This window comes from Mesorhizobium sp. M6A.T.Cr.TU.017.01.1.1, from assembly GCF_004023115.1.
GTDB classification, from domain to species: Bacteria; Pseudomonadota; Alphaproteobacteria; order Rhizobiales; family Rhizobiaceae; genus Mesorhizobium; species Mesorhizobium mediterraneum.
Genome location: NZ_RZTA01000072.1, coordinates 10695 through 33011 on the forward strand (window position 1 = coordinate 10695; position 22317 = coordinate 33011).

A 22317-nucleotide genomic window follows, 5' to 3' on the forward strand; every position below is an offset into this window, starting at 1 on the left:
GTGCGTCTCGGCCTGGTTCTCGCCGAAATCGGCGAGAAGGCTGGCGTCACGGTGTCGGACGACGAATTGCAGCGCGGCCTGTTCGAGCAGGTGCGCCGCTATCCGGCCGCCCAGCAGCAGGAAGCCTTCGAATTCTACCGCAGCAATCCCGAAGCGCTGAACACGCTGCGCGCACCGCTGTTCGAGGAGAAGGTGGTCGACCATCTGCTCGGCCAGATCTCCGTCACCGACGTCAAGGTCAGCAAGGAAGAGCTGATGGCCGACGACGAGGACACCGAGACGGCCAAGGCGAAGCCGGCGAAGAAAACCGCTGCGAAGAAGGCTGACGCCAAGCAGGCCGACGATGCGGAAGAGCCGAAGAAAAAGGCCGCGCCGAAGAAAAAGGCTGCCAAGGACGCCGAATAACACCGCGTTCTGCGGATGGTGAAAGGCCGCCCTCGAGGCGGCCTTTTTCGTTGCTGTCGATGCCGCAAGGCCGCAACCGTCACCGCCGCCGCCCTAGAGCGCTTCATCGTTTCACGGAAACGCCGAACCGCTCTATCTCTTTGTTTTTGCGCAATTCCGGACGGAAAACCGTTTCACACTTTTCCTGGAATTGCTCTAATCGCGAGGCAATTGAGTGACGAGGATCCGCATCACGGTCACCCGTTCGGGCAGTTCAACGAGAAACTCTTCGTCGCGCGGCAGGTGATGGATCTTGCGCGGGTCGCCGCCGGTGAAGCTCGCCATGGCGTCGACGTCTGGCCAGTATGAGATCGTCACGAACTCCGTTTCTTCTTCGCGATCTTCGCGAAACAACTGCACGCCAAGCGCCTTCTCCTGAAGCGGCGGAATGCCTTCGCGGCGCAGATATGGCTCGTAGGCGTCTGCCAGATCGCGGCGCGTCCTTCCCCGCCAGATCCGGGCAATTGTGGGGTTGTCGTTCATGAAGTGCTCCTCTGTGCGGGCGATTAATGCAGGACCTCGCCGAGAAACCCTCGCGCCAAGGGCAGGGCGGCCTCGAAATGGGTTTCCAGCAGCCAATGCCCGGCGTCGTTTAGCAAATGCAGCTCGGCCTCGGGGAGATCGCGCAGATAGGCGCGCGCTGCCGGCTCGGGCATGTATTCGTCCTTCGGCCCCCAAAGGATCATTGCCGGCGGCCGCTGCTCGCGCAGGTATTCCTGGTAACGAGGGAACCAGTCGAGATTAGCCTTGAGCTTCTCCATCAGTCCGACCGAAAGCGCCCGGCGCACCGGCGTATCCATCAGCGGCCAATGCAATTTCCACATATCGGGCGGCACGCGTTGGGCGACGTCGTCATCGACTTCGCCTACGAACTCGGCGCGAAAGCCGTCCTCGCTTACCGCCTTTTCCAGCGGCGCGCGGTTCTCTGGTGAAGGATTTCGCCAAAAGCGCCGGATCGTTTCGTATTTGGGGCCAAGAGCATCCGCGTAGATGTCGCCATTCTGGATGATGAGGGCTCTGATCCGCGACGGATGCGCTATGGCGTGACGCAGGCCGATCTGAGAGCCGTAATCGTGCAGCCACAGTGCATAGCTGCCGAGCCCCAGCGCGTCGGTGAACCGCTCCAGAAAAGTTGCATAGGCGTCAAAATCATAACCGAACCGCGCCGGATTGGGGGTTCCACTGTAGCCAAAGCCGGGGAAGTCCGGCGCGACAGTCCGCCACCGATCGGCGAGCGCCGGCATCAGCCGGCGATACTGGAAGGATGAGCAGGGATAGCCATGCGGAAGCAGCAACACCGGCGCGGCTTCAGGGCCTGCCTCTCTGTAGAAGACCGTCTCGCCGTCGATCGTGAGGGCGCTGTGGCGCGCCTCCAGGACGCTGCTGTCGTTCATGGACGCTTCTCTGATATTTGATCTTGCTGACGCTGAACCGTAGCTGGTCTAACGCCTTTGGCCGGGATGCGTTCCGGCTGTGTGCCGATCGAGTTGCCTCATTGCTTCGGCGGCAAATCTTGCTGGTCGGCTTCTTCTATCTGCCAGCCAGATTCTGTGGTATGTAGATGCCGCAATTCCATGCGGCAGAAGCGGATATTCCGCTCTGTCGTGCAAGGGGCGCATGCCGGCGAAAATGTCGGCACGCGCAGATCGTCCAAGGCAGATTTGGCGATCGGGGAGGAAATGCCATGCGCGCAATCGCGTTTTTCGCCGCCGTGTCCGCTGCGACGTTCATCACGAACCAATCCCAGGCACAAGATGCCGCCGCGGGCGAGAAGGTCTTCACCAAGTGCAAGGTCTGTCACGTCGTGGACAAGGACCAGAACAAGGTCGGTCCGTCATTGAGTGGCGTCATCGGCCGAACGGCCGGCACGCATCCGGGGTTCAAATATTCCAAAGCCATGACCGAGGCCGGCAAATCCGGCGTCAAATGGGATGAAGCCACGCTGACGAATTATCTTCGCGATCCCAAAGCCATGATCAAAGGCGGGAAGATGGCGTTTCCCGGCCTCAAGAAGGACGAGGATCTTGCCAACGTCATCGCCTATCTGAAGCAATTCTCCAAATGACCCGGTTCTTCCGCCAGGAAGTAACCCGGTTCTTCCGCCAGGAAGTAACCCGGTTCTTCCGCCAGGAAGTAACCTGGCTCTTCCGCCGGCCGATGCGCCGGCCAGATGGCCTGCCTCCATCGGTGGTCGCCTGAAATGTCGGCTCGGGAAAGCGGCCTCGAGGATACCGGTATCCAGATCTCTGAAGCGACGGTCAGTGATTTCTTCGCGCTTCTGAAACCACGCGTCATGGCGCTTGCTGTTTTTACCGCTTTCGTTGGTCTGATGGTGGCGCCCGGGGTGATGAATCCGGTCATTGCCGTCATTGCAATCGGTGCAATTGCGGTTGGGGCAGGAGCGGCCGGGGCTCTCAACATGTGGTACGATGCCGATATTGATGCGTTGATGTCGCGCACGTCAAAACGGCCGATCCCATCAGGCCGGGTCACGCCAGGCGAAGCTCTCGGCTTCGGTCTGGTGCTTTCCGTACTTTCGGTCATTACGCTCGGCGTGCTGGTGGGATGGCTTGCCGCGGCGCTGCTGGCCTTCACCATTTTCTTCTACGTCGTCGTCTATACGATGTGGCTGAAACGCTCGACGCCGCAGAATATCGTCATAGGCGGCGCCGCGGGTGCTCTTCCTCCTGTCATCGGGTGGGCGGCGGCCACTGGCGCGGTCGGGATTGAAAGCCTCATCCTGTTTCTGATCATTTTCCTCTGGACGCCGCCGCATTTCTGGGCGCTCGCGCTGTTCAAGATCGGCGACTATGCAGCGGCCGGCATCCCCATGATGCCGAACGTGGCCGGCCAGGCTTCGACCAGAAAACAGATCTTCGGCTATTCGCTGATCCTGGCACCAATCGGCGTGCTGCCTTGGGCTCTTGGATTCGCGAGCGGATTCTACGGGATTGTTTCGGCCGCATTGGGCGCAGGCTTCATCTGGCATGCGTGGAAGCTGCTGGTCGACAAAAGGCGGGTTGAAGGGTGGGAGATGAAACGCGCAAAGGCGCTGTTTGCCTATTCGATTTTCTATCTTTTCGCGATCTTTGCCGTGCTGCTTGCCGACACCATCGTATTGCGTGCCGTCATATCAGCCGGAAATTGACGGTATGCCTGTCTCGTGGCTCAAGTGAATCCTGATGTTCTCGGATTGCTTGCCAGATTGAGACAGTCAGTCGGCGATTGCCGAACGAGGTGTGCCTGAACCTGCTCGAACCTCACGTTGGAACTGCACAGAATCCCAGCAACAGCAGAATAACTATGCCAAGGCCGAGTATGAGAACGGTCTTTCCATCCATGACCTTCACCCTGCAACCCACTTTGGAGAATATCGGAGAAAGGCCGTTAGAGCTAGCCTGATCACTGGAGCCGCGCTGTTCTGACAAAGGGCGACAAACGCCATGCAAGAGAGTATGTTGATCATGGTGCAGGTCGCGGTTTTGCGTGGCCAGTCACGCTGAACGACGGCACCGTGAACCGCGACCTTACCGGACCTGGTCTGGAGGAATGGTCATGGCAAGTTTTCATGTGATTGCAGGCGCCAGCGAGACGCTGGAACACACCAGAATTCGAAAGATTGGCGTTTCCGACCTTTTCGACGCGCTCAGGCGTGGCGTCGACGATTTCATGGTCAAACCGTCGCATATCGTTTTCCTCTGCCTGATCTATCCGCTGGTCGGCGTCGTGCTCGCTGTCTGGACATCGGGCAACAATGCGCTGCCGCTGTTGTTTCCGCTGGTGTCAGGTTTTGCGCTGATCGGTCCATTCGCGGCGCTCGGCCTCTATGAGATCAGCCGGCGACGCGAGGCCGGGCTGGACGCCTCCTGGAGCCACGCTTTCGAGGTCAGGAATTCTCCGGCGCTGCCGGCCATCGCAGCGGTCGGCATCATGCTGCTTGCGATCTTCATCGCCTGGCTTTTGACCGCCCAGGCATTTTACCAGACCCTCTTCGGCCCGGCCCCGCCGGAATCGCTGTCCGGCTTCATCAGTGAAATATTCGCCACCGGACGTGGCTGGACGCTGGTTATCCTTGGGCACGCTATCGGTTTCGTCTTCGCCGCGGTCGTGTTGTGCACCACAGTCGTCGCGTTCCCGTTGTTGCTCGACCGCGACGTCGGTGCCTATGAAGCCATTCACACTTCGGTGCGCGTGGTCCTGGCGAACCCGATCGTAATGGCTGTCTGGGGACTGATTGTCGCCGTCGCCTTGATCATAGGCTCGCTGCCGGTGTTCGCCGGGCTGGCGGTCGTGCTGCCGATCCTCGGTCACGCCACCTGGCACGTCTATCGCAAAGTTGTGGAATCGCCGGCTTCCCCCAAGCCGGCGAGCTGAAAATCCTGGCCTGCCGTGCCGGCCGGCACGGCAGGCCAGAGCTTTCAGTAAGCCGGGTAGCTAAAGCGGGCCTGGCGAGCGTCGCTGGTCAGGTTGCGGAAATCCTTGCCGCTGACATGCACCAGCGTCCTGTGGTCGCCGCCCTCGAAATAGATGTCGTCGGCCTTGCCGAGGCTTTCATCGAGAATCACCGGCACATCGTAGGCCCCGCCGATCGGCGGGACGGCGCCGGTGTCGCAATCCTCGAAGAGCGAAACCACCTCGTCTTCGGAGGCCAGGCCGATACGCTGGTCCATGACGTCCTGCAACGTGCCGAGCTCGATCCTGTGGGTGCTGGGGACCACGGCCAGCGCATAGCCGCCGTCGTGGTGAACGACCACCGATTTGGCCATTATGCTGCCGGGCACATGCGCCGCTATTGCCGACTGCCTGCTTGTCGACGTGCGGTGGTGCTCGACGGTTTCATAGGAAATTCCTTTCCCGTCGATAAAGTCCTTCAGTCTGTTTGCGATCGTCATCCTGAGCCTCCCTTGCTGGAGTTCGCGACGCATGTGGAAACGAGCGCAATCATTCTGCTTCTGTCGTTTCCCGTACCAACGAAAATGGGCCAGCTGTCGATTGTTTCAAGGCAAAGGGGAGCGGACCGCAAATAGCGCTTCCAGCTCCTGAGGGGAGACGCCGTCGACAAACCCTGTGCCCGGATTGCGCGTCAGGGCTCGGCCCCAAAAAACACCATCCGGGTGAGAAGCGTGTAATCCGATTCGAAGACCATCATTGCCACGAACACCAGCACCAGTATCGGCGGCAATATGATCGCATATGTCAGCGCCAGCCGTTCCCAGGCCATGTGCATAAAGACGGCGACGATCAGCCCGGCCTTGAGCATCATGAAGATCAGGATCAGCGACCATCTGAGATAGCCCTGGAGGCCGACATAATCGACCAGATAGGAGCAGGCGCTGAGGATGAACAGCCATGCCCAGACCACCAGATAGAGCTTGATCGGGTGCTCCTGGTGAACCTCCGCCGGGGCGATGCCAGTCGCTGCCGGATCATGCGCTTGAGCTCCGTGCAGCGTGTGTTGCCCCAGGCCGTTTGCGGTTGCTTCAGCCATATCTGCCTCTCACCAAAGCCATGTCTGCCTCTCACCAAAGATAGAAGAATGCGAAAATGAACACCCAGACCAGGTCGACGAAATGCCAGTAGAGCCCCATGATCTCGACGTTCTCATAGCTGCCCCTGCGGCTGGTGAAGAACCCGGGCCGTCCCGTGTCGTAATCTCCGCGCCAGACCTTTCGCGCCACGATGATCAGGAAGATCACCCCGAACGTCACATGGGTGCCGTGGAAGCCGGTGATCATGAAGAAGGATGACCCGAACTGCGCCGCCCCCCACGGGTTGCCCCAGGGCCGTACCCCTTCGCTGATCAGCTTGGTCCATTCGAAAGCCTGCATGCCGACGAAGGTCGCGCCGAGTGCTGCGGTCAGAAGCATGAGGATCGCGGTTTTGCGGCGGTCGCGGCGATAGCCGAAATTCACCGCCATCGCCATCGTTCCGCTGCTCGAGATCAGCACGAAGGTCATGATGGCGATAAGGATCAGCGGAACATTCGAGCCGCCAATATGAAGGGCAAAAACCTCGCTCGGATTGGGCCACGGCACCCGGGTAGACATGCGCGCGGTCATGTAGGAGAGCAGGAAGCAGCCGAAGACGAAGGTGTCGCTGAGTAGGAAGATCCACATCATGGCCTTGCCCCAGGACACGTTCTTGAACGCGCGCTGATCCGACGACCAGTCGGCGGCGACGCCTTGCAAGCCCGCCGGCCGCGGCTGTGTTTGGCCGATATGCGTCACTGTCGTCTCTGCCATCCGCCCGGCCCTCCTAGGTCAGCAACTGTCGGCAAATCTCGATAAAGGTCGCGGCCCAGCCGGCCAGAAGCGCGAAGATGGCGAGCCAGACGAAAAGCAGGAAATGCCAGTACATGGCGCATAGTTCGACGCTGAGGCGAAGCCGCTCCGGCCGGGCTCCGTTCCAGGCGCCGGCAGTTGTTCTGCTCAAGGCGACCAGCCCTCCCAGTATGTGCAGGCCATGCATCCCGGTTATCAGGTAGAAAAAACTGTTGGCCGGATTGGCGGTCAGCAAGTAGCCGTCGGCGGTCAGTTCCCGCCATGCCACAAGCTGTCCGATCAGGAAGGCAAGCGCGGTGAGCCCAGCCGTGACGAGGCCGAGCCTGACCGTGTCGATTTGGCCCCGGCGCGCGGCGACCGAGGCGCATTGCAGCGCGATGCTGCTCAGGACCAGCACGCCGGTGTTGAACCAGAGCACGCGCGGTAGCGGCAGCGCCTGCCAGTCCGACAGCGCCATGCGCATGAAATAGGCGCTGGTGAAAAGCGCAAACAGGCAGCCGACGACGGCGAGGAAGACGCCGAGGCCGATCTTGGCGGTCGGCAGCGCCGATCCTTCCGGGCCGATAATATCCCCGATCACGCCTTGCTCGAGCCATGGCTTGGCCATCAGCCGCTGGTGGGAAAGCCACCATCCGGCAAAGCCGACGATCACGAGGAGGAAGACCAGAATGACGCTCATGCCGGCTCTCTTGAGGATCCGAAGGAGCCCGGCATGTTTTGCGGTATAAAATCCTCCTTGGCGCCCGGCACGCTGTAGTCATAGGCCCAGCGATAGACGATCGGCAGCTCCTTGCCGAAATTGCCATGGGCGGGCGGTGTTTGCGGCGTCTGCCATTCGAGCGTCGTGGCGCGCCATGGATTGCCGCCGGCCTCCCGGCCATGGCGGATGCTCCAGATCAGATTGAACAGGAACACCATCTGGGCAAAGCCGACCATGAACGCCATGATGCTGATGAACGAGTTCAGGTGGTGGGCCGATTCCGTCATCACCGTCATGTCGGTCAGCTCGTTGTAGCGCCGCGGCACGCCCATCAGGCCGATGTAGTGCATGGGAAAGAAAATCAGGTAGGCGCCGAGGAAGGTGACCCAGAAATGGAACTGGCCCATTGCCTCGTTCAGCATCCGGCCTGTGACCTTCGGGTACCAGTGATAGATCGCCCCGAAGATCACGAGAATCGGGGCGACGCCCATGACCATATGGAAGTGGGCAACGACGAACATCGTGTCCGATAGCGGAACGTCGACGACGACATTGCCGAGAAACAATCCGGTCAGCCCACCATTGACGAAGGTGACGATGAAGGCCAGGGCAAAAAGCATCGGTATGGTGAGGTGGATGTCGCCGCGCCACAGCGTCAGCACCCAATTGTAGACCTTGATCGCGGTCGGGACGGCAATGATCAACGTCGTGGTGGCGAAGAAGAAGCCGAAATAGGGATGCATGCCGCTGACATACATGTGGTGCGCCCAGACCACGAAGCTCAGCGCGCCGATGCCGACGATCGCCCAGACCATCATCCGGTAGCCGAAGATGTTCTTACGCGCATGAGTGCTGATCAGGTCGGATACAATGCCGAAGGCCGGCAGCGCCACGATGTAGACCTCGGGGTGGCCGAAGAACCAGAACAGATGCTGGAACAGGATCGGGCTGCCGCCGCCGTGCTGCAATTGCTCGCCCATCTCGACGATCGCCGGCATGAAGAAGCTGGTGCCGAGCGCGCGGTCGAACAACATCATCACGCAGGCGACAAACAGCGCCGGGAAGGCGAGCAGCGCCATGACGGTCGCGGTGAAGATGCCCCAGACAGTCAGCGGCAGGCGCATCAGCGTCATGCCGCGCGTGCGGCCCTGCAGCACCGTCACGACATAGTTCAAGCCGCCCATCGTGAAGCCGATGATGAACAGGATCAGCGAGATGAGCATCAGCATGATGCCCCAGTCCTGGCCGCCTGGTGTGCCGGTCATGATCGCCTGCGGCGGGTAGAGCGTCCAGCCGGCGCCCGTCGGTCCGCCGGGCGCAAAGAAGCTCGACACCAAAACCAGCACGGCGAGCAGGTAGATCCAGTAGCTCAGCATGTTGACATAGGGAAAGACCATGTCGCGCGCGCCGACCATCAGTGGGATCAGGTAGTTGCCGAAGCCGCCCAGGAAGAGTGCCGTGAGCAGGTAGATCACCATGATCATGCCGTGCATGGTGATGAACTGGTAGTAGGCTTCCGGGGTGATGAAGTCGAACGTGCCGGGGAAGCCGAGCTGCAGCCGCATCAGCCAGGACAGCACCAGCGCCACCAGGCCGATTGCCGTCGCCGTCGCCGAATACTGGATGGCAATGACCTTGGCGTCCTGCGAGAAGACGTATTTCGTCCACCAGCTGTGCGGATGGTAGAGTTCCATTTCCGCGACTTCGGCCGGCGGTACCGCATCTGCAGGTGTGATATCGACCATAGGAACACCTCCGTGCCCTTTTCGGCCAGGCTCGATAGTTTCGAGCCCTGCCGCAATTTAAACCCACGTCGCCGTCTCTCACGGCGTCTACTCTGCCGAGCCCACCTGCTGGGGGGCCGACAATTGCGCAAAAGTCTGCTGTTCGCCGAGCCACGCCGTATAATCTTCCTGCGTGTCGACCATGACCACACCATGCATCAAAGGATGCCCCTGGCCGCAAAGTTCGGCGCACAGGACCTGGAAGGTTCCGGTCTTGGTCGGGGTGAACCAGAAATAGGTGACCGAGCCCGGGATCATGTCCATCTTGGCGCGGAATTCAGGGACATAGAAATCGTGGAGCACGTCGATCGAGCGAAGCAGCATCTTGACCGGCTTGCCAACCGGCAGATGCAGATCGGCAGCTTCGACCACGACATCGTCTTGGCCATTGGGGTCGCTGGCGATGACGCCCAGCGGATTTTCAGCGCTGACGTTGCGGGTGTCGGATGTGCCGAGCTTGCCGTCCTTGCCGGGCAGGCGAAAACTCCATTGCCATTGTTGGCCGACGACTTCGACCTCGGTTGCGTCGCTTGGGACGTTGACGAACTGGTTCCAGACGAACAGGCCCGGAACCAGCATGGCCGTGACCCCGATTGCGGTGACGATCGTCAGCCACCATTCGAGCCGCTTGTCCTCGGGTTTGTATGCTGCCTGATTGCCTTCCCGATGACGGAAGCGGAAGACGCAATAGGCCATGAATAGGACGACGGCGGCGAAGACGACGCCGGTGATCCAAAAGGTGATGATGATGGTGTTGTCGATATAGTCCCAGTTCGAGGCAATCGGCGTCCACCACCATGGGCTCAGGAAGTGGAACAACACTGAGCCCACAACTACCAAAACGAGTACAAGCGCGATGGCCATATCCCGTTTCCTCCCGGCACTCCAAGGGCGCGAAGCCGTCCCAGGAAATGCCGAGTGCATCATAGCTCGATTTCCGGTCGAAATTCTAGTGCGGTCTTCCGGTCAGCCGAAAAGGCAATGGCGATGATGTGGATAAACCTAAGAAGAAGAGGGCTGCGGCGAAGAAAAAACCTGCTGAGAGCGCGGAACAACACGGCATTCCGCCGAATTGTGAAAGGACGCCCTCAATGCGGCCTTTTTCGTTGTGATCTTAGAGCGACGTGCGGCCACTTGGACGCACAAAGTACACTCTGAACTCTTATTTCTACGCATCCTGTTGTCCGAGAATCGATTCCGATTTTCGGGCGGATGCGGTAGCGACAGATTCGCGCCCAACCAGTGGTGGCGGCTGGCGATACGAGGTTTTGATCATTATCTGCGCTGTGTTGCAAAGTGCAGGGTTGGAGGCATCGTTGAAGCTATTAGTCGGTATTGGAGGCGCGGTCGCCACGGCGTTCCTCCTCGCCTCGGCCTGCGGCATTGCCGAGGCCGACAGCGTTCTCGACAATTGGCGGTTCGACACCGGCAGCGGTGGCCTGGTCACGGCCTCGCTCCATGCCACCAACAAGCTCATCACCGGCGGCGGCGCCTTGAGCTACAGCCCGGTCCTGACCATTGCCTGCCGGGCGAATGGTGAGCCGCGCTGGAGCGAATGGCTGCAGTTGAACGATGCCGTCTCCGCCAGCCGGACCATCACCGTGTCGGTGACCGTCGACAAGGCCAGCAAGGTCAACGAAAGCTGGTCGGTCGGCCCGCGGGGAAGGACGCTGGTTCGGGATGGTGCCGACGGTATCAGGCGTTTGGTCTCCGCAGACCGGCTCCTGCTGTCCTGGCGGTTCGGGCTGCTGTCGGGGCGAGGCGAGGCCGATTTCGACCTTGCCGGGTTCAGCGAGGCCGTCGGCCAGATCGCCGGCACCTGCAACACCGAGTTGCCGTGATCGGATCAGCAGCGGGCGTTTTGACCGCTAAGAGATCCAGTGAGTTATTCCAGCGCAAACGTCTCGAACGCACCCGCGCAGCCAGCGGTGCGCCGGATCGGCATCGAGCCGCGGGTGCCACAAAAGTGAAACCCCGATTTCCGGCAAGGGAACCGGCAGAGGAAAACAGAACATCCCGTCGCGCAGGTTTCCCGAATAGCGTTCGGGAACGCTGGCGATCAGGTCCGAGGCGCGCGCCAGAGCCAGAGCTTCCGAAAAGCCGCCGACGACCGTCACGATCTCCCGTTTCAACCCTAGCGGCTCAAGGGCATCGTCGATCGGTCCCCTGTCGAGTCCGCGACGGGAGATGAGGATGTGCCGGCCGGCTGCATAGCGGGCAGGGGTGATCGTGATCCCGCATAATGGATGCCCCACCCGCACGACACCGACGAAACGATCACGGAACAGCGCTTGCGCGCGCACCTCCGGTCCCGTGGCCTTTCCGACGATGCCCGTTTCCAGGTCTACGCTGCCGTCGCGCAGGGGCGTGCTGTCCTTGTCCGCCTTCAGCACAAAACGCAGCCGCACGCCCGGTGCTAGTTCGCCGACGCGCGCAACGAGATCCGGTCCGAAATTCTCGACAAAGCCATCCCTGTTTCTAAGGGTGAAGGTTCGCACGAGCCGTTTCAGGTCGAGCGCCTCAACAGGACGCAGAACGGATGCGGCGTCCTGCACAAGCTGACCGACGCGCTCGCGGAGCTCGATGGCCCGGGGCGTGGGAACGAGGCCGCGTCCAGCCCTGACCAGCAGCGGATCGCCAGTCGTCTCCCGCAATCGCGCCAGCGCTCGGCTAATCGCCGATGGGCTCAGCCGAAGCCTCTTGGCGGCGCGCGCAACGCTGCCTTCCGTCAGCAGCACATCAAGGGTGACAAGCAGATTGAGATCGGGATGCGACATCAACGGATCGTAGCAGATCGGCACGATCTGACATAGCGTCAAACGCAATGATTAAATGCAAATGATGCATCTTCCGCCATATCTAGCAAAGGACTACGTGTCTACCAGCTCCGTTTCGGGAGTCGCCAGAAAACGGAGCTCATGTTGAAGCCAATCGATGCAGGACGGGCAGTCGCCGGAAATGCGGAACGGACACCTTCGGTTCGGTGGGCGCTTGCCAGTCTTTCGCTGTCCATGTTGCTGTCCTCACTCGGCATCAGCATCGCCAATGTTGCCTTGCCGACGTTGTCGCAGGCCTTCAACGCGTCGTTCCAGGAAGTCCAGTGGATTGTGCTGGCTTATCTCCTCGCCATCACCACCACGATCGTCAGCGTCGGGCGGCTCGGTGACCTCATCGGCCGCCGACGGCTGCTGCTGGCCGGGCTCTTCCTGTTCACCGTGGCCTCGGTCCTGTGTGGCGTTACGCCGACGCTCTGGCTGCTGATTGCCGCCCGGGCGGCGCAGGGAGTAGGAGCGGCCATCATGATGACCCTGACCATGGCTTTTGTCGGTGAGACGGTCCCGAAGGCAAAGACCGGCAGCGCCATGGGACTGCTCGGAACGATGTCGGCGATCGGCACCGCTCTCGGTCCGTCGCTCGGCGGTCTTCTGATTGCCGGAGCTGGTTGGCGGGCGATCTTCCTGGTCAACGTGCCGCTGGGTTTGCTGGCTTTTGTTCTCGCCTATTGCTATCTGCCGGCTGATCGCCGGGGGCCGAAGACTGATCGGACCGGCTTCGACGTTGTGGGCACGCTGCTGCTTGCCTTGGCGCTTGGCGCTTATGCGCTCGCGATGACGACCGGGCGTGGCAATTTTGGTCCGCTCAACATGGCCCTATTGGCGGCAGCCGTTTTCGGAGCCGGCTTCTTTGTGCTTGTGGAGGCGAGGGTGGCGTCGCCTTTGATCCGATTGGCCGCATTCGGCGATGCGATGCTGAGTGCGAGCCTCGCCATGAGCGCGCTCGTTGCGACGGTGATGATGGCGACGCTGGTGGTCGGGCCGTTCTATCTGTCTCGTGGGCTCGGGCTCGACGCGGCTCTTGTTGGGATCGTCATGTCGGTCGGTCCGCTTGTCGCCGCGCTGACCGGTGTGCCAGCTGGCCGTATAGCGGACCGTTTTGGCGCTGCGCGCATGACCATCATTGGGCTCATCGCGATAGCGGCCGGTTGCTTCATTCTGTCCATGATGGCGGCAACGCTCCCTGGCTATATCGCCTCGATCACAGTCATCACATCAGGCTATGCGCTGTTCCAAACGGCCAACAACACCGCCGTCATGTCGGATATCCGCCCGGACCAGCGGGGCGTCATTTCCGGATTGCTCAATTTGTCGCGCAACCTCGGGCTCATTACCGGCGCATCAGTCATGGGCGCCGTGTTCGCATTTGCCTCAGTGACGTCCGACATCACGACGGCGCGCCCGGAGGCCGTTGCCGCCGGTATGCGGATCACGTTCGCGGTCGCGACGATACTGATCGTCGTCGCGCTCGCCATCGCGGTTGGAAGCCGTGCTCTAGCGGCACGCCCTTCGATGTCTGGCGTGTCATGACACCGTAGTCCGAACGCAAACCGGATGCTTTCGACGAGATGCCGGTGCATGTTCAGATCGGGCGTCAGATCAGCAGCAGGCCCTTCCCGTCGTTACAATTGTTCTTACTCGTCAAAGCCGCTTGGATCGTCCGGCAAATCTGCGTCCTAGCCTGCGACTTGGTGCTGGCCTGCCTGAAACTCGGTAAGAGCCGCCTGCACGTGACTTGAAAAGGGCTTCTCTGTTTCGTCGGCGTGCCAATTCTCCAGCGCAACTTTCCAGATGGCCGCGCCTATCTCTGCTACGGCGCGCGAAAACGAGGGCCGGATACCCCGCTGCTGTAGAGCCAGATCGATTGCGGAAGCGAGCTTATGCAGCTTCATCAGTTCCCGCTCCTGCAGGTCGCCATGCGTGAATATCAGACGCTGGCGCAGCTTTACGATAGCGCGGTGGCCGTCGATGAAGGGAGCGACCGATTCAAAGGCGCGAGCCACCATTGTCAGTGGATGCACGCCGGCGCGGGCTCTCGCTATTTCGTTTGCTATCGTGACCTGATGATCACCGGCTCGCCAGAACATGACTTCTCGCTTGTCGGTGAAGTAGCGGTAGAACGTCCGCTCCGTTAGCCCGGCTTCCGCAGCAATCTCTGGAACAGTCGTTGCAGCGTAGCCCTGCTGCCTGAAAAGACTGTATGCGGCGGCCTCGAACCGCTCGCGCGCATTTTCTGCCCTCTTGACCATTCCAAACCCTTCTCAGTTTTGTGAACATACGACAATTGTCAGGCTCTGACAATGATGCTAAAGATTGTCAGAGCCTGCCAATGTGGCACGAGTGCTAGGGCTCGTACGCTTGGTCAATGCGGCGGCGAACACGCACAATGGTCCGACCTTCGGCGCAAAGTTCGCAAGCACAATCACGGCTCCAACTTGGAAGCGCGAAGAGGGATGCCCGATAATGGAAGACGAACGGTCCGAGACTACACAAACCTGCGGCGTCACGCGTCGCGTTGTGCTCGCTAGCGGAGCTGGGGCTGCCGCTGCGAGCATCTTGCCACTCGAGCAACGAGCCCAAGCACAACAGCAGTTCGCGCGTGCCGAAACCGGCCAAACGGTTCAAGTCTCGGCGAACGTGAACGGCCGACCGGTGATTCTTGAGATCGATTCCCGCGCTTCTCTCCTCGATTTGCTGCGTGAGCGGCGAGAGCTGACCGGGACCAAGAAGGGCTGCGATCACGGACAGTGTGGGGCTTGCACGGTTCATCTGGATGGCCGGCCTGTCTCGTCCTGTCTCACGCTGGCGGCCAAGATCGATGGACGGCAGGTCACCACGATCGAGGGCCTCGCCGAAGGCGCGGACCTTCACCCAATGCAGCAGGCCTTCATAGACAATGATGCGCTTCAATGTGGGTATTGCACGCCAGGACAGATCATGTCCGCGGTCGCCTGCGTGACTGGAGGGCATGCGACCAGTCCAGATGCAATCCGCGAGTTCATGAGTGGGAACATCTGTCGGTGCGGCGCCTATGTCGGGATTCTCGCGGCCATCCAGCAAGCAGCCAAGGTCATGGAGGACTGAAAGATGAGGGCGTTGAGCTACACCGTTGCCCCCTCTGCCGAAGCCGCCGTGGCACGTTTTGCGGCGGCCCAAGGATCGGCGCGATATATCGCCGGTGGCACCAACCTGTACGACCTGATGAAGCTCGGGATTGAGCACCCGGCTCATCTGATCGACGTCAGCCGAATCGACGGCATGGACGCGATCGAAACAGACGGCGACATTCTGCGCTTCGGTGGCCGCGCTCTGATGACCGATGTAGCCTACACGCCGGTCGTGCGCGACCAGTATCCCGTGCTTTCTGAAAGTCTGCTCAAGGCTGCGTCACAGCAGTTGCGGAACATGGCCACGGTGGGCGGCAACCTTCTGCAACGCACCCGCTGCGTGTACTTTCGCAACGGTGCGGGATCGACCTCGATGGTTGGCGTTTATCCTTGCAACAAGCGCGAGCCTGGCTCCGGTTGCTCGGCCATCGGCGGGCTCGATCGCACTCATGCCGTTCTTGGCACAAGTGAGGCTTGCACCGCGGTGGCGCCTGGCGACTGGCCGGTCGCACTGATGGCGATGGACGCGACGATCGAGATGCTCGGGCCTGAGGGTCCGCGTAACCTTCCGATTGCTGAATTCTACCGTCTCCCAGGTGATACGCCCCACCGCGAGTTCAATCTTCATCCGGGCGAACTGGTGACGGCGATCACCGTCCGGAAAACGCCTGCCGGCCGTGCATCGACCTATCATAAAATCCGCGACCGCGAGAGTTATGCCTTCGCATTGGCCTCCGCTGCGGTGGCACTCGAGATGGATGGCGCCACCGTCCGCACCGCCCGCATTGCGCTCGGCGGTGTCGCGACCACACCTTGGCGATCCCGCGCCGCCGAAGCGATTGTTGCTGGTTCACCACTCACACCTGAACTTGCTCTTCGGGCCGGAAGGGCGGCTTTCGCCGACGCCCGAGGCGGTCAGCACAATGCATTCAAGATCGAACTCGGCGCGAGAGTTATCGCCGATGCGCTGATCATCGCCGCTGAAAGGAGGGCGTAATGCCTACGCAAGCCTTCTCGGAAATTGCACGTGTCGATGCGAGAGACAAAGTTCTCGGCCGGGCGCAGTACGGTGCCGACGTTAAGAAGCCCGGAATGCTATATGCCATGCTGGTGCCTGCGACTATTGCGAAAGGCAAGGTAAGTGCCCTCGATGTAGCGCCTGCCATGGAAACGCCCGGTGTTGTCCAAGTGCTGGGCATAGGAGATTTCCCGGCACTTCGTGCAGAGATATCGTATCGGGGCCAGCCCATTGCGCTGGTAGTTGCCGAGACCGTCGAAGCGGCGATCGAAGGCGCCGAAGCGGTGACGGCGGTTTACGAGACGGCGCCCTATATTCCGTTGATGACAAGCCCTGGTGCGCAACGCGTAGATGCCGAGGGATTCAACGCAGGCGACGTCGATCGGGCATTCCAAAACGCAGCGACAATCGTCGAGGGCATCTTCGAGACGCCAACCCAGCATCACAATGCCATGGAGTTGTTTGGCACCGTTGCGGAATGGACTGATGGACGACTGACGGTATACGAGGGATGTCAAAATCTTGACGCCGTCAAGGCGGCGCTAATGAAAGCATTCGAGCTTTCACCCGATCAGATCGCAGTGAAATCAGAACAAGTCGGTGGTGGGTTCGGGCAAAAATCTCCTCCAAAAATACAGACGTTCCTGGTCGCACACGCGGCACGGTTGATACGGCGCCCGGTAAAGCTGGTGACGCCTCGCGGGCAACTCTTCCATATAGCCAACTATCGGCCGCGCAGTGTCCACAGCATCCGTCTTGCTGCCAACGCGGAAGGACGCCTGCAGGCCATCATTTACGACGTGGTGCAAGAAAACATTCCGGATGGCGGCTTTCGCTCGACCGGCTACCACGAAGATATCGCCCGCTTGTATGCGATCGAGAACTTTCGGGCGACTGCAGGTGACATCCACATCGACCGTCAGATGCCGCGCCACACAAGGGGCACGCATCCCTTTCCTGCCGGCTTTGCATTGGAAAGCGTGATCGATGAGATGGCCTACAAGCTTGGCAAGGACCCCGTTGAGCTTCGTCTTGAACACGAGGCTAAGAACGACATCATCGCTGGCCAACCTCTATCGCCGCACTTTCTGAACGACTGCCTGAGAGAGGGGGCCAGCCGCTTCGGCTGGAGCAGGCGTCTTCCTGAACCGGGATCTATGCGACTGGCCGACGGGACGTTGGTCGGCCTTGGAGTGGCGTGCGGCATCTTCGGTGCGTCGATGTCTGCGAGCGAGGCAACCCTCAGGGTCAGGGCCGATGGCACAACACGCATGATCAGCTCCGGACATGAGATGGGCCAAGGAATACTGACTGCGATTGCTAATGTCATCATCCAGGGTCTCGACATCAACCCCGATCGTCTGGAAGTCCTGCTCGGCGACACTACGTTGGGCCCACAGCTCGCCACGGTCGGCGAGCGCGGGACGGCCAGCTGTGTCCCAACGGCCGCAAAGGCGGTGGAGGCTCTACGCGCCAGGTTTGCCGAACTCGCCGGGGCCAATCCGCCAGCCGGCAATTTGCACCAACAGCTCGCGCGCCTGAAGCGCCCCTATATCGAGGTCAAAGTTTCAGAGCTGGCGCCAGGTCAAGACGCGTCGGCCCTCGAGGCCTACCGCACCGGCGGCCGTGCAGGCGCAGGGCCCGAATACCCCGGCTTCACGTCCATGAGCTATATCGCGCAGTTTGTGGAGATTCACATCGACGCGACAACCCGGCGGATCCGCATGCCGCGCGCGGTCAGCATCGCGGACGTAGGGCGGGTCGTAAGCCCGAGGACCGCGAAGGGACAGATGTACGGCGGTGTCGTCTGGGGGTTCAGCACAGCGCTTCGGGAAGAGTCGGAAGTCGATCCGCGCTTTGCCGGTTACCTCAATGACGATCTCGCCGACTACGTGATGGCGGTGAACGCCGATATCGGTGAGGTGGATGTCGGGCTGATAGATAAGCCTGATCCCAGGATCAACTCGGTCGGTGTGAAAGGAATGGGCGAGTTGGTGATGCTCGGAACAGCGCCTGCAATCGCTAATGCCATCTATCACGCAACAGGCAAACGCATACGAAAACTGCCGATACGCATAGACGACGTGCTCTGACGAAGGAGAGCCGTTGAGCACTTGCTTTAACCCAACTCGCAATCCGTCTAGTTACCTTGGAGGCAAATATGCCCGCTCTGCAGATACCCTATATCCGAAACTTTGCACCTCATATTCTGAGTGTCTTGCGCATTTTTGCAGCAGGATCATTCTTCACCCATGGCACCATGAAGCTTTTCAGCTGGCCTGCACCCTTTGAATATCCTCTCAACCCGTTGCTGCTCACGGCCGGAGTTCTCGAAGTGGTTGGCGGCCTTCTATTGGTATTTGGCCTCTTCGCCCGCCCGGTTGCCTTCCTGCTTTCAGGATCCATGGCCTTCGCATACTACATCGTGCACAGCTCGAATGGTTTCTTCCCGGTACTCAACCACGGCGAAGCAGCGATGCTGTATTGCTTCCTGTTTCTCTACATTTCCGCCGCCGGGCCGGGTGTCTGGAGCTTGGATGCGCTCCGGGAGCGCAAGGCTGGAACAACTTCGTCCCGCCTGGAGACGGCGACGTGATGTGATTGGCGCGCGGTCGGCCTACAGCCATTCAATGGAGAGCGTCTATGGAGAGTCGAGATTTCGATCGAAGAGCCAGTGCTGGCCACATGCTCGATGAGGTGCCGGGAACGGACGGGCGCGGTGTAGAAATCGCAGTGGTTCGGGCCTCGATGATCGCTCTCGCATTCACCATGCTCGGCTCCATATCGCTGCTGATCTCCTCCGGTGTTCACGCCCAGTCGTCTCGCTCAGTGGGCTCGCCGACATCGTGCGTAATGCCCGCGGCCACCCCCGTCGAGATTGCTTCGGGGCTCAATATACCCTGGTCCGCCGTGCACGTCGGCAGCGAGGTGCTCGTCAGTCAGCGTGGTACTGGGGAGATCGTGGCGTTTCGGCCTGGCGAAACGCTACGATCAGTCGGCACCGTGCCCGACGTCGTAGCCCGAGGCGATGGCGGGATGCTTGGACTTGCGGTGCTCACAGAGAGCGCGAACGTCTGGCTCTACGCTTACTACAGCACGATTTCGGGCAATCGCATCGTGCGGATGGCGTACAGCGAAGGCGCGCTCGGTGAAGTGCAACCCGTCCTTGACGGATTGCCAGGAGGGCGCGGTCACAACGGCGGGCGCATCGAGTTTGGTCCTGACGGGATGCTCTATGCAACGGTGGGCGAGACGAGAAATCCCAACCTCTCGCAGGATCCAAACTCACTTGCTGGCAAGATCCTCCGCATGACGCCTACCGGCGGCGTCCCAACGGATAACCCTGTGAGAGGCTCTCTCGTCTACTCCCTTGGACACCGCAATTCTCAAGGACTGGCGTGGGATGACAGGGGACAGCTGTGGGCGACCGATTTTGGGGATGATGGATGGGACGAACTCAACCGCGTTGAGCCGGGGGGAAATTACGGGTGGCCGGTCATCGAAGGCAGGGGAGGCAACCCCGCTTACATAGACCCTGTCATGCAGTGGCATACGCAGGAAATGGGTCCAAGCGGGCTTGCCTACGTTGACGGCACCTTCTTCGTTGCAGGTCTGACAGGGCAGCGGCTGTGGTCGGTGACAATTGACGCCGCGGGCAATCCCGAAGCAACGGCACACTACGCCGGCGAGTTTGGGCGTGTTCGTCATGTACTCGAGGGAAACGACGGCAACCTGTGGTTCCTGACGAACGGGCGACGTGGCGACCCCGATGGGCAGGTTCTTTCGGTCCCGCTCGGGAGCCTGGCCGCGCCCGAATGCTCACGCGCATCGGCTGCCGGTGGCCGGGGTGGAGTTCCCGCAACAGTCCCATGAACCTCGCCAAACACAAGAGGGAGATGTCAATTGGCCCGGAACCTTCGTGCCTTAGCGGCCATCGCTTCGCTCTGCCTGCCAATATCGCTCGCACTCGCCCAGCCAGTGAGTCAGCAATGCGTGAACAGCGAGGTAGCCAAGAAGGAAGTCCTCGAGCTAGATTCCATGCGCATCGACGCATTGCTTCGCAACGACGTGGGGTTTCTGGAAGAGATCACTGCCGACGACTATTCTCATGTCGAAAGCTCTGGTGGCGCTCGCAACAAATCGCAATTCATCGCAGGCCGTAGGGGTGAACGCGCGCTGTTTTCCACCTTCGTCATCGACGAAAACAAAGCGATGATCTACTGCAATGTCGCCGTTGTCGTTGGACGTTATCACAATGCGTACAGAACAAGCGGGGGATCTTCCGTAGTGAAGAGAGCCCGGCACCTTCGCGTATACGTTCATGAAAATGGGCAATGGAGGAATGTGGCGCATCAAGCGACCGAAATCGGCAGGGCCGATTGATCGAAATGTCTTCCGATTCAAGATGGCTGGCGGGAAGCGTGCAGCTATGGCGCGTCGGCGGTCGGTTTCTGATGGAAGCGTTCTCTTCAAGCGGATTGCCGAGGTTATCGGGCGCCGCCTAGGTCGAGCTGTCGAGCTGTCGAGTCGCGGGCTGGCGAGCTCTTCCGCTGGTTCGCCATCATGGCAGGCGCGAACATGGTGAAGCCAGCGCCGGACGCTTCCGACGAGAAGCCGATGCATATTTCAAATCGGGTGTCAGATCAGCAGCAGGCCCTTCATGCTGGCATGACCCTTCTTGCCGATGATGATGTGATCATGAACGGCGATGCCGAGCGGTTTGGCCGTCTCGATGACCAGCTTGGTCATCTCGATGTCGGCGCGCGACGGCGTCGGGTCGCCTGACGGATGATTATGCGCCAGAATGATTGCCGTGGCGGAGAGTTCGAGCGCGCGTTTGACCACTTCACGCGGATAGACCGGAGTGTGGTCGACGGTGCCGACCTGCTGCACCTCGTCGGCGATCAGCGCGTTCTTCTTGTCGAGAAACAGGATTCGGAATTGCTCGCGCTCCTCGAAGGCCATGACTGACCGGCAGTATCCGAGAACCTGCGTCCAGGACGACAAGACCTCGCGGCCTTTGATCTCGCTACGTGCCGCGCGTTGGGCGGTCGCGGCAACGACCTTCAGATCGAGCGCCACCGCCGGACCGATACCCCCGACCTCCTCAAGCCGCGCGACAGGCGCGCCAAGCACCTCGGCCAGCGTGCCGAAGCGCGCCAGCAGCGCCTTGGCGACGGGCTTGGTATCGGCGCGGGGGATCAGGCGAAAGAGCAGGAGCTCCAGCAATTCGTAGTCGGGGAGGGCGTCGGAACCCGCGGCCGCGAACCGTTGGCGCAAGCGGTCGCGATGCCCGAGATAATGCGGCTTTTCGACCGACTTGGCTTTCGCGAGCGACTTTGTCGGTCTCTCGGGAAAGAAACCCCGCTCGTCGTCGTCGCTGGTTTTCCCCATAGCCGCCCGTATCCAGCATTTTTGCCGGGCAGATGCCCGCCCGACTTGACACTATGCTGGCAGGCCCGGGCGGTCGAGGTTTTTTGGCGACAGCGTGAAGATCTCGCATCCGGTCTCGGTGACGCCGATCGTGTGCTCGTACTGCGCCGACAGCGAGCGGTCGCGCGTCACCGCCGTCCAGCCGTCCGACAGCACTTTTACGTGCGGCCGGCCGAGATTGATCATTGGTTCGACGGTGAAGATCATGCCCGGCCGCATCTCGACGCCCTCGCTGGCGTTGCCATAGTGCAGGATGTTCGGGGCATCGTGAAAGAGCTGGCCGACGCCGTGGCCGCAGAAATCGCGCACCACCGAGCAGCGCTCGCCTTCGGCATAGGTCTGGATGGCGGCGCCGATGGCGCCGGTGCGGGCGCCGGGCTTGATCGCGGTGATGCCGCGCATCAGGCATTCATGCGTGACCTCGAGCAGGCGCTCGGCGGCGCGCTTGATCGTGCCCACCGGATACATGCGCGAGGAATCGCCATGCCAGCCGTCGAGGATGTAGGTGACATCGATGTTGACGATGTCGCCGTCCTTCAACGGCTTGTTGTCGGGAATGCCATGGCAGACGACGTGGTTGATCGAGGTGCAGGACGACTTCGTGTAGCCGCGATAGTTGAGCGTCGCCGGCAATGCGCCGTGATCCATGCCGAACTCGAAGACGAAGCGGTCGATGGTTTCGGTGGTGACGCCCGGCGCGACGATCGACACCAGCT

General features: G+C 60.8%; 23 protein-coding genes and 1 pseudogene. 12 read left to right on the forward strand and 12 right to left on the reverse strand.

Annotated features, from left to right (window positions below; translation table 11 throughout):
* Positions 1-405, forward strand: a pseudogene (locus EOB36_RS35295) (trigger factor); the annotation flags it as partial.
* Positions 406-600: 195 nt separating this feature from the next.
* Here EOB36_RS35295 and EOB36_RS21545 read toward each other — a convergent pair.
* Together EOB36_RS21545 and EOB36_RS21550 are read right to left on the reverse strand one after the other, a co-directional pair.
* Positions 601-927, reverse strand: a complete 327-nt coding sequence (locus tag EOB36_RS21545; protein WP_128285636.1) for a hypothetical protein — start codon at positions 925-927, stop codon at positions 601-603.
* Positions 928-950: 23 nt separating this feature from the next.
* Positions 951-1838 (reverse strand): alpha/beta hydrolase, encoded by an 888-nt coding sequence (locus tag EOB36_RS21550; RefSeq protein ID WP_128285637.1) that lies wholly within the window; start codon positions 1836-1838, stop codon positions 951-953.
* Positions 1839-2128: 290 nt separating this feature from the next.
* Between EOB36_RS21550 and EOB36_RS21555 the strand changes: the two genes are divergently transcribed.
* The 3 genes from EOB36_RS21555 (at position 2129) to EOB36_RS21565 (ending at position 4818) form a co-directional block, all read left to right on the forward strand.
* On the forward strand, positions 2129-2509 hold the full coding sequence (locus tag EOB36_RS21555) for a cytochrome c family protein (RefSeq protein WP_095485453.1): 381 nt from the start codon (positions 2129-2131) through the stop codon (positions 2507-2509).
* 135 nt (positions 2510-2644) lie between these two features.
* Complete coding sequence (locus EOB36_RS21560) at positions 2645-3592, forward strand: heme o synthase (RefSeq protein WP_126106235.1); 948 nt, start codon at positions 2645-2647, stop codon at positions 3590-3592.
* A gap of 407 nt (positions 3593-3999) precedes the next feature.
* Complete coding sequence (locus EOB36_RS21565; protein ID WP_128285638.1) at positions 4000-4818, forward strand: DUF2189 domain-containing protein; 819 nt, start codon at positions 4000-4002, stop codon at positions 4816-4818.
* A 44-nt stretch (positions 4819-4862) separates the two neighbouring features.
* On the opposite strand, the gene EOB36_RS21570 is transcribed toward EOB36_RS21565, so the two are convergent.
* The 6 genes from EOB36_RS21570 to coxB form a co-directional block, all read right to left on the reverse strand.
* The gene (locus EOB36_RS21570) at positions 4863-5336 is read right to left on the reverse strand and encodes an aminoacyl-tRNA deacylase (RefSeq protein ID WP_095485450.1); all 474 of its coding nucleotides are present in this window, start codon (positions 5334-5336) and stop codon (positions 4863-4865) included.
* A gap of 191 nt (positions 5337-5527) precedes the next feature.
* Entirely contained in the window at positions 5528-5932 is a 405-nt protein-coding gene (locus EOB36_RS21575) for a cytochrome C oxidase subunit IV family protein (protein WP_095485449.1), read from the reverse strand.
* Between the two features lie 31 nt (positions 5933-5963).
* Positions 5964-6686, reverse strand: coding sequence for a heme-copper oxidase subunit III family protein (locus tag EOB36_RS21580; RefSeq protein WP_126106237.1), 723 nt, complete (start codon positions 6684-6686; stop codon positions 5964-5966).
* 13 nt (positions 6687-6699) lie between these two features.
* Positions 6700-7404: a cytochrome c oxidase subunit 3 gene (locus tag EOB36_RS21585; protein ID WP_127294106.1), complete on the reverse strand. Its 705-nt coding sequence runs from the start codon at positions 7402-7404 to the stop codon at positions 6700-6702.
* Complete coding sequence (gene ctaD, locus EOB36_RS21590) at positions 7401-9170, reverse strand: cytochrome c oxidase subunit I (protein ID WP_127294104.1); 1770 nt, start codon at positions 9168-9170, stop codon at positions 7401-7403. The genes EOB36_RS21585 and ctaD overlap by 4 nt, the downstream gene beginning before the upstream one ends.
* An 87-nt stretch (positions 9171-9257) precedes the next feature.
* A complete protein-coding gene (coxB, locus tag EOB36_RS21595; RefSeq protein ID WP_095485445.1) occupies positions 9258-10073 on the reverse strand; it encodes a cytochrome c oxidase subunit II in 816 nt (271 codons plus the stop codon).
* A 452-nt stretch (positions 10074-10525) separates the two neighbouring features.
* Between coxB and EOB36_RS21600 the strand changes: the two genes are divergently transcribed.
* Positions 10526-11050: a hypothetical protein gene (locus EOB36_RS21600; protein WP_127204880.1), complete on the forward strand. Its 525-nt coding sequence runs from the start codon at positions 10526-10528 to the stop codon at positions 11048-11050.
* A gap of 27 nt (positions 11051-11077) precedes the next feature.
* Here EOB36_RS21600 and EOB36_RS21605 read toward each other — a convergent pair whose 3' ends face one another.
* Positions 11078-11986, reverse strand: coding sequence for a LysR family transcriptional regulator (locus EOB36_RS21605; protein WP_128285639.1), 909 nt, complete (start codon positions 11984-11986; stop codon positions 11078-11080).
* A gap of 141 nt (positions 11987-12127) precedes the next feature.
* On the opposite strand from EOB36_RS21605, the gene EOB36_RS21610 reads away from it, so the two are divergent.
* Positions 12128-13573, forward strand: a complete 1446-nt coding sequence (locus EOB36_RS21610; protein WP_128285640.1) for an MFS transporter — start codon at positions 12128-12130, stop codon at positions 13571-13573.
* A 146-nt stretch (positions 13574-13719) separates the two neighbouring features.
* On the opposite strand, the gene EOB36_RS21615 is transcribed toward EOB36_RS21610, so the two are convergent.
* A complete protein-coding gene (locus EOB36_RS21615; RefSeq protein ID WP_128285641.1) occupies positions 13720-14292 on the reverse strand; it encodes a TetR/AcrR family transcriptional regulator in 573 nt (190 codons plus the stop codon).
* A gap of 214 nt (positions 14293-14506) precedes the next feature.
* Between EOB36_RS21615 and EOB36_RS21620 the strand changes: the two genes are divergently transcribed.
* The 6 genes from EOB36_RS21620 (at position 14507) to EOB36_RS21645 (ending at position 20551) form a co-directional block, all read left to right on the forward strand.
* Positions 14507-15127 (forward strand): (2Fe-2S)-binding protein, encoded by a 621-nt coding sequence (locus EOB36_RS21620; RefSeq protein WP_126106244.1) that lies wholly within the window; start codon positions 14507-14509, stop codon positions 15125-15127.
* A gap of 3 nt (positions 15128-15130) precedes the next feature.
* Positions 15131-16147: a xanthine dehydrogenase family protein subunit M gene (locus tag EOB36_RS21625; RefSeq protein ID WP_128242702.1), complete on the forward strand. Its 1017-nt coding sequence runs from the start codon at positions 15131-15133 to the stop codon at positions 16145-16147.
* On the forward strand, positions 16147-18261 hold the full coding sequence (locus tag EOB36_RS21630; protein WP_128285642.1) for a xanthine dehydrogenase family protein molybdopterin-binding subunit: 2115 nt from the start codon (positions 16147-16149) through the stop codon (positions 18259-18261). The genes EOB36_RS21625 and EOB36_RS21630 overlap by 1 nt, the downstream gene beginning before the upstream one ends.
* A gap of 68 nt (positions 18262-18329) precedes the next feature.
* Entirely contained in the window at positions 18330-18764 is a 435-nt protein-coding gene (locus EOB36_RS21635; protein ID WP_128285643.1) for a DoxX family protein, read from the forward strand.
* 47 nt (positions 18765-18811) lie between these two features.
* Positions 18812-20041: a PQQ-dependent sugar dehydrogenase gene (locus EOB36_RS21640; protein WP_128285644.1), complete on the forward strand. Its 1230-nt coding sequence runs from the start codon at positions 18812-18814 to the stop codon at positions 20039-20041.
* A 30-nt stretch (positions 20042-20071) separates the two neighbouring features.
* A complete protein-coding gene (locus tag EOB36_RS21645) occupies positions 20072-20551 on the forward strand; it encodes a nuclear transport factor 2 family protein (RefSeq protein ID WP_128285645.1) in 480 nt (159 codons plus the stop codon).
* A gap of 255 nt (positions 20552-20806) precedes the next feature.
* On the opposite strand, the gene radC is transcribed toward EOB36_RS21645, so the two are convergent.
* Together radC and map are read right to left on the reverse strand one after the other, a co-directional pair.
* Positions 20807-21562: a DNA repair protein RadC gene (gene radC / locus EOB36_RS21650; RefSeq protein ID WP_095485435.1), complete on the reverse strand. Its 756-nt coding sequence runs from the start codon at positions 21560-21562 to the stop codon at positions 20807-20809.
* Positions 21563-21613: 51 nt separating this feature from the next.
* On the reverse strand, positions 21614-22317 hold a 704-nt coding region (map, locus tag EOB36_RS21655; RefSeq protein ID WP_128285646.1), incomplete at its 5' end, for a type I methionyl aminopeptidase.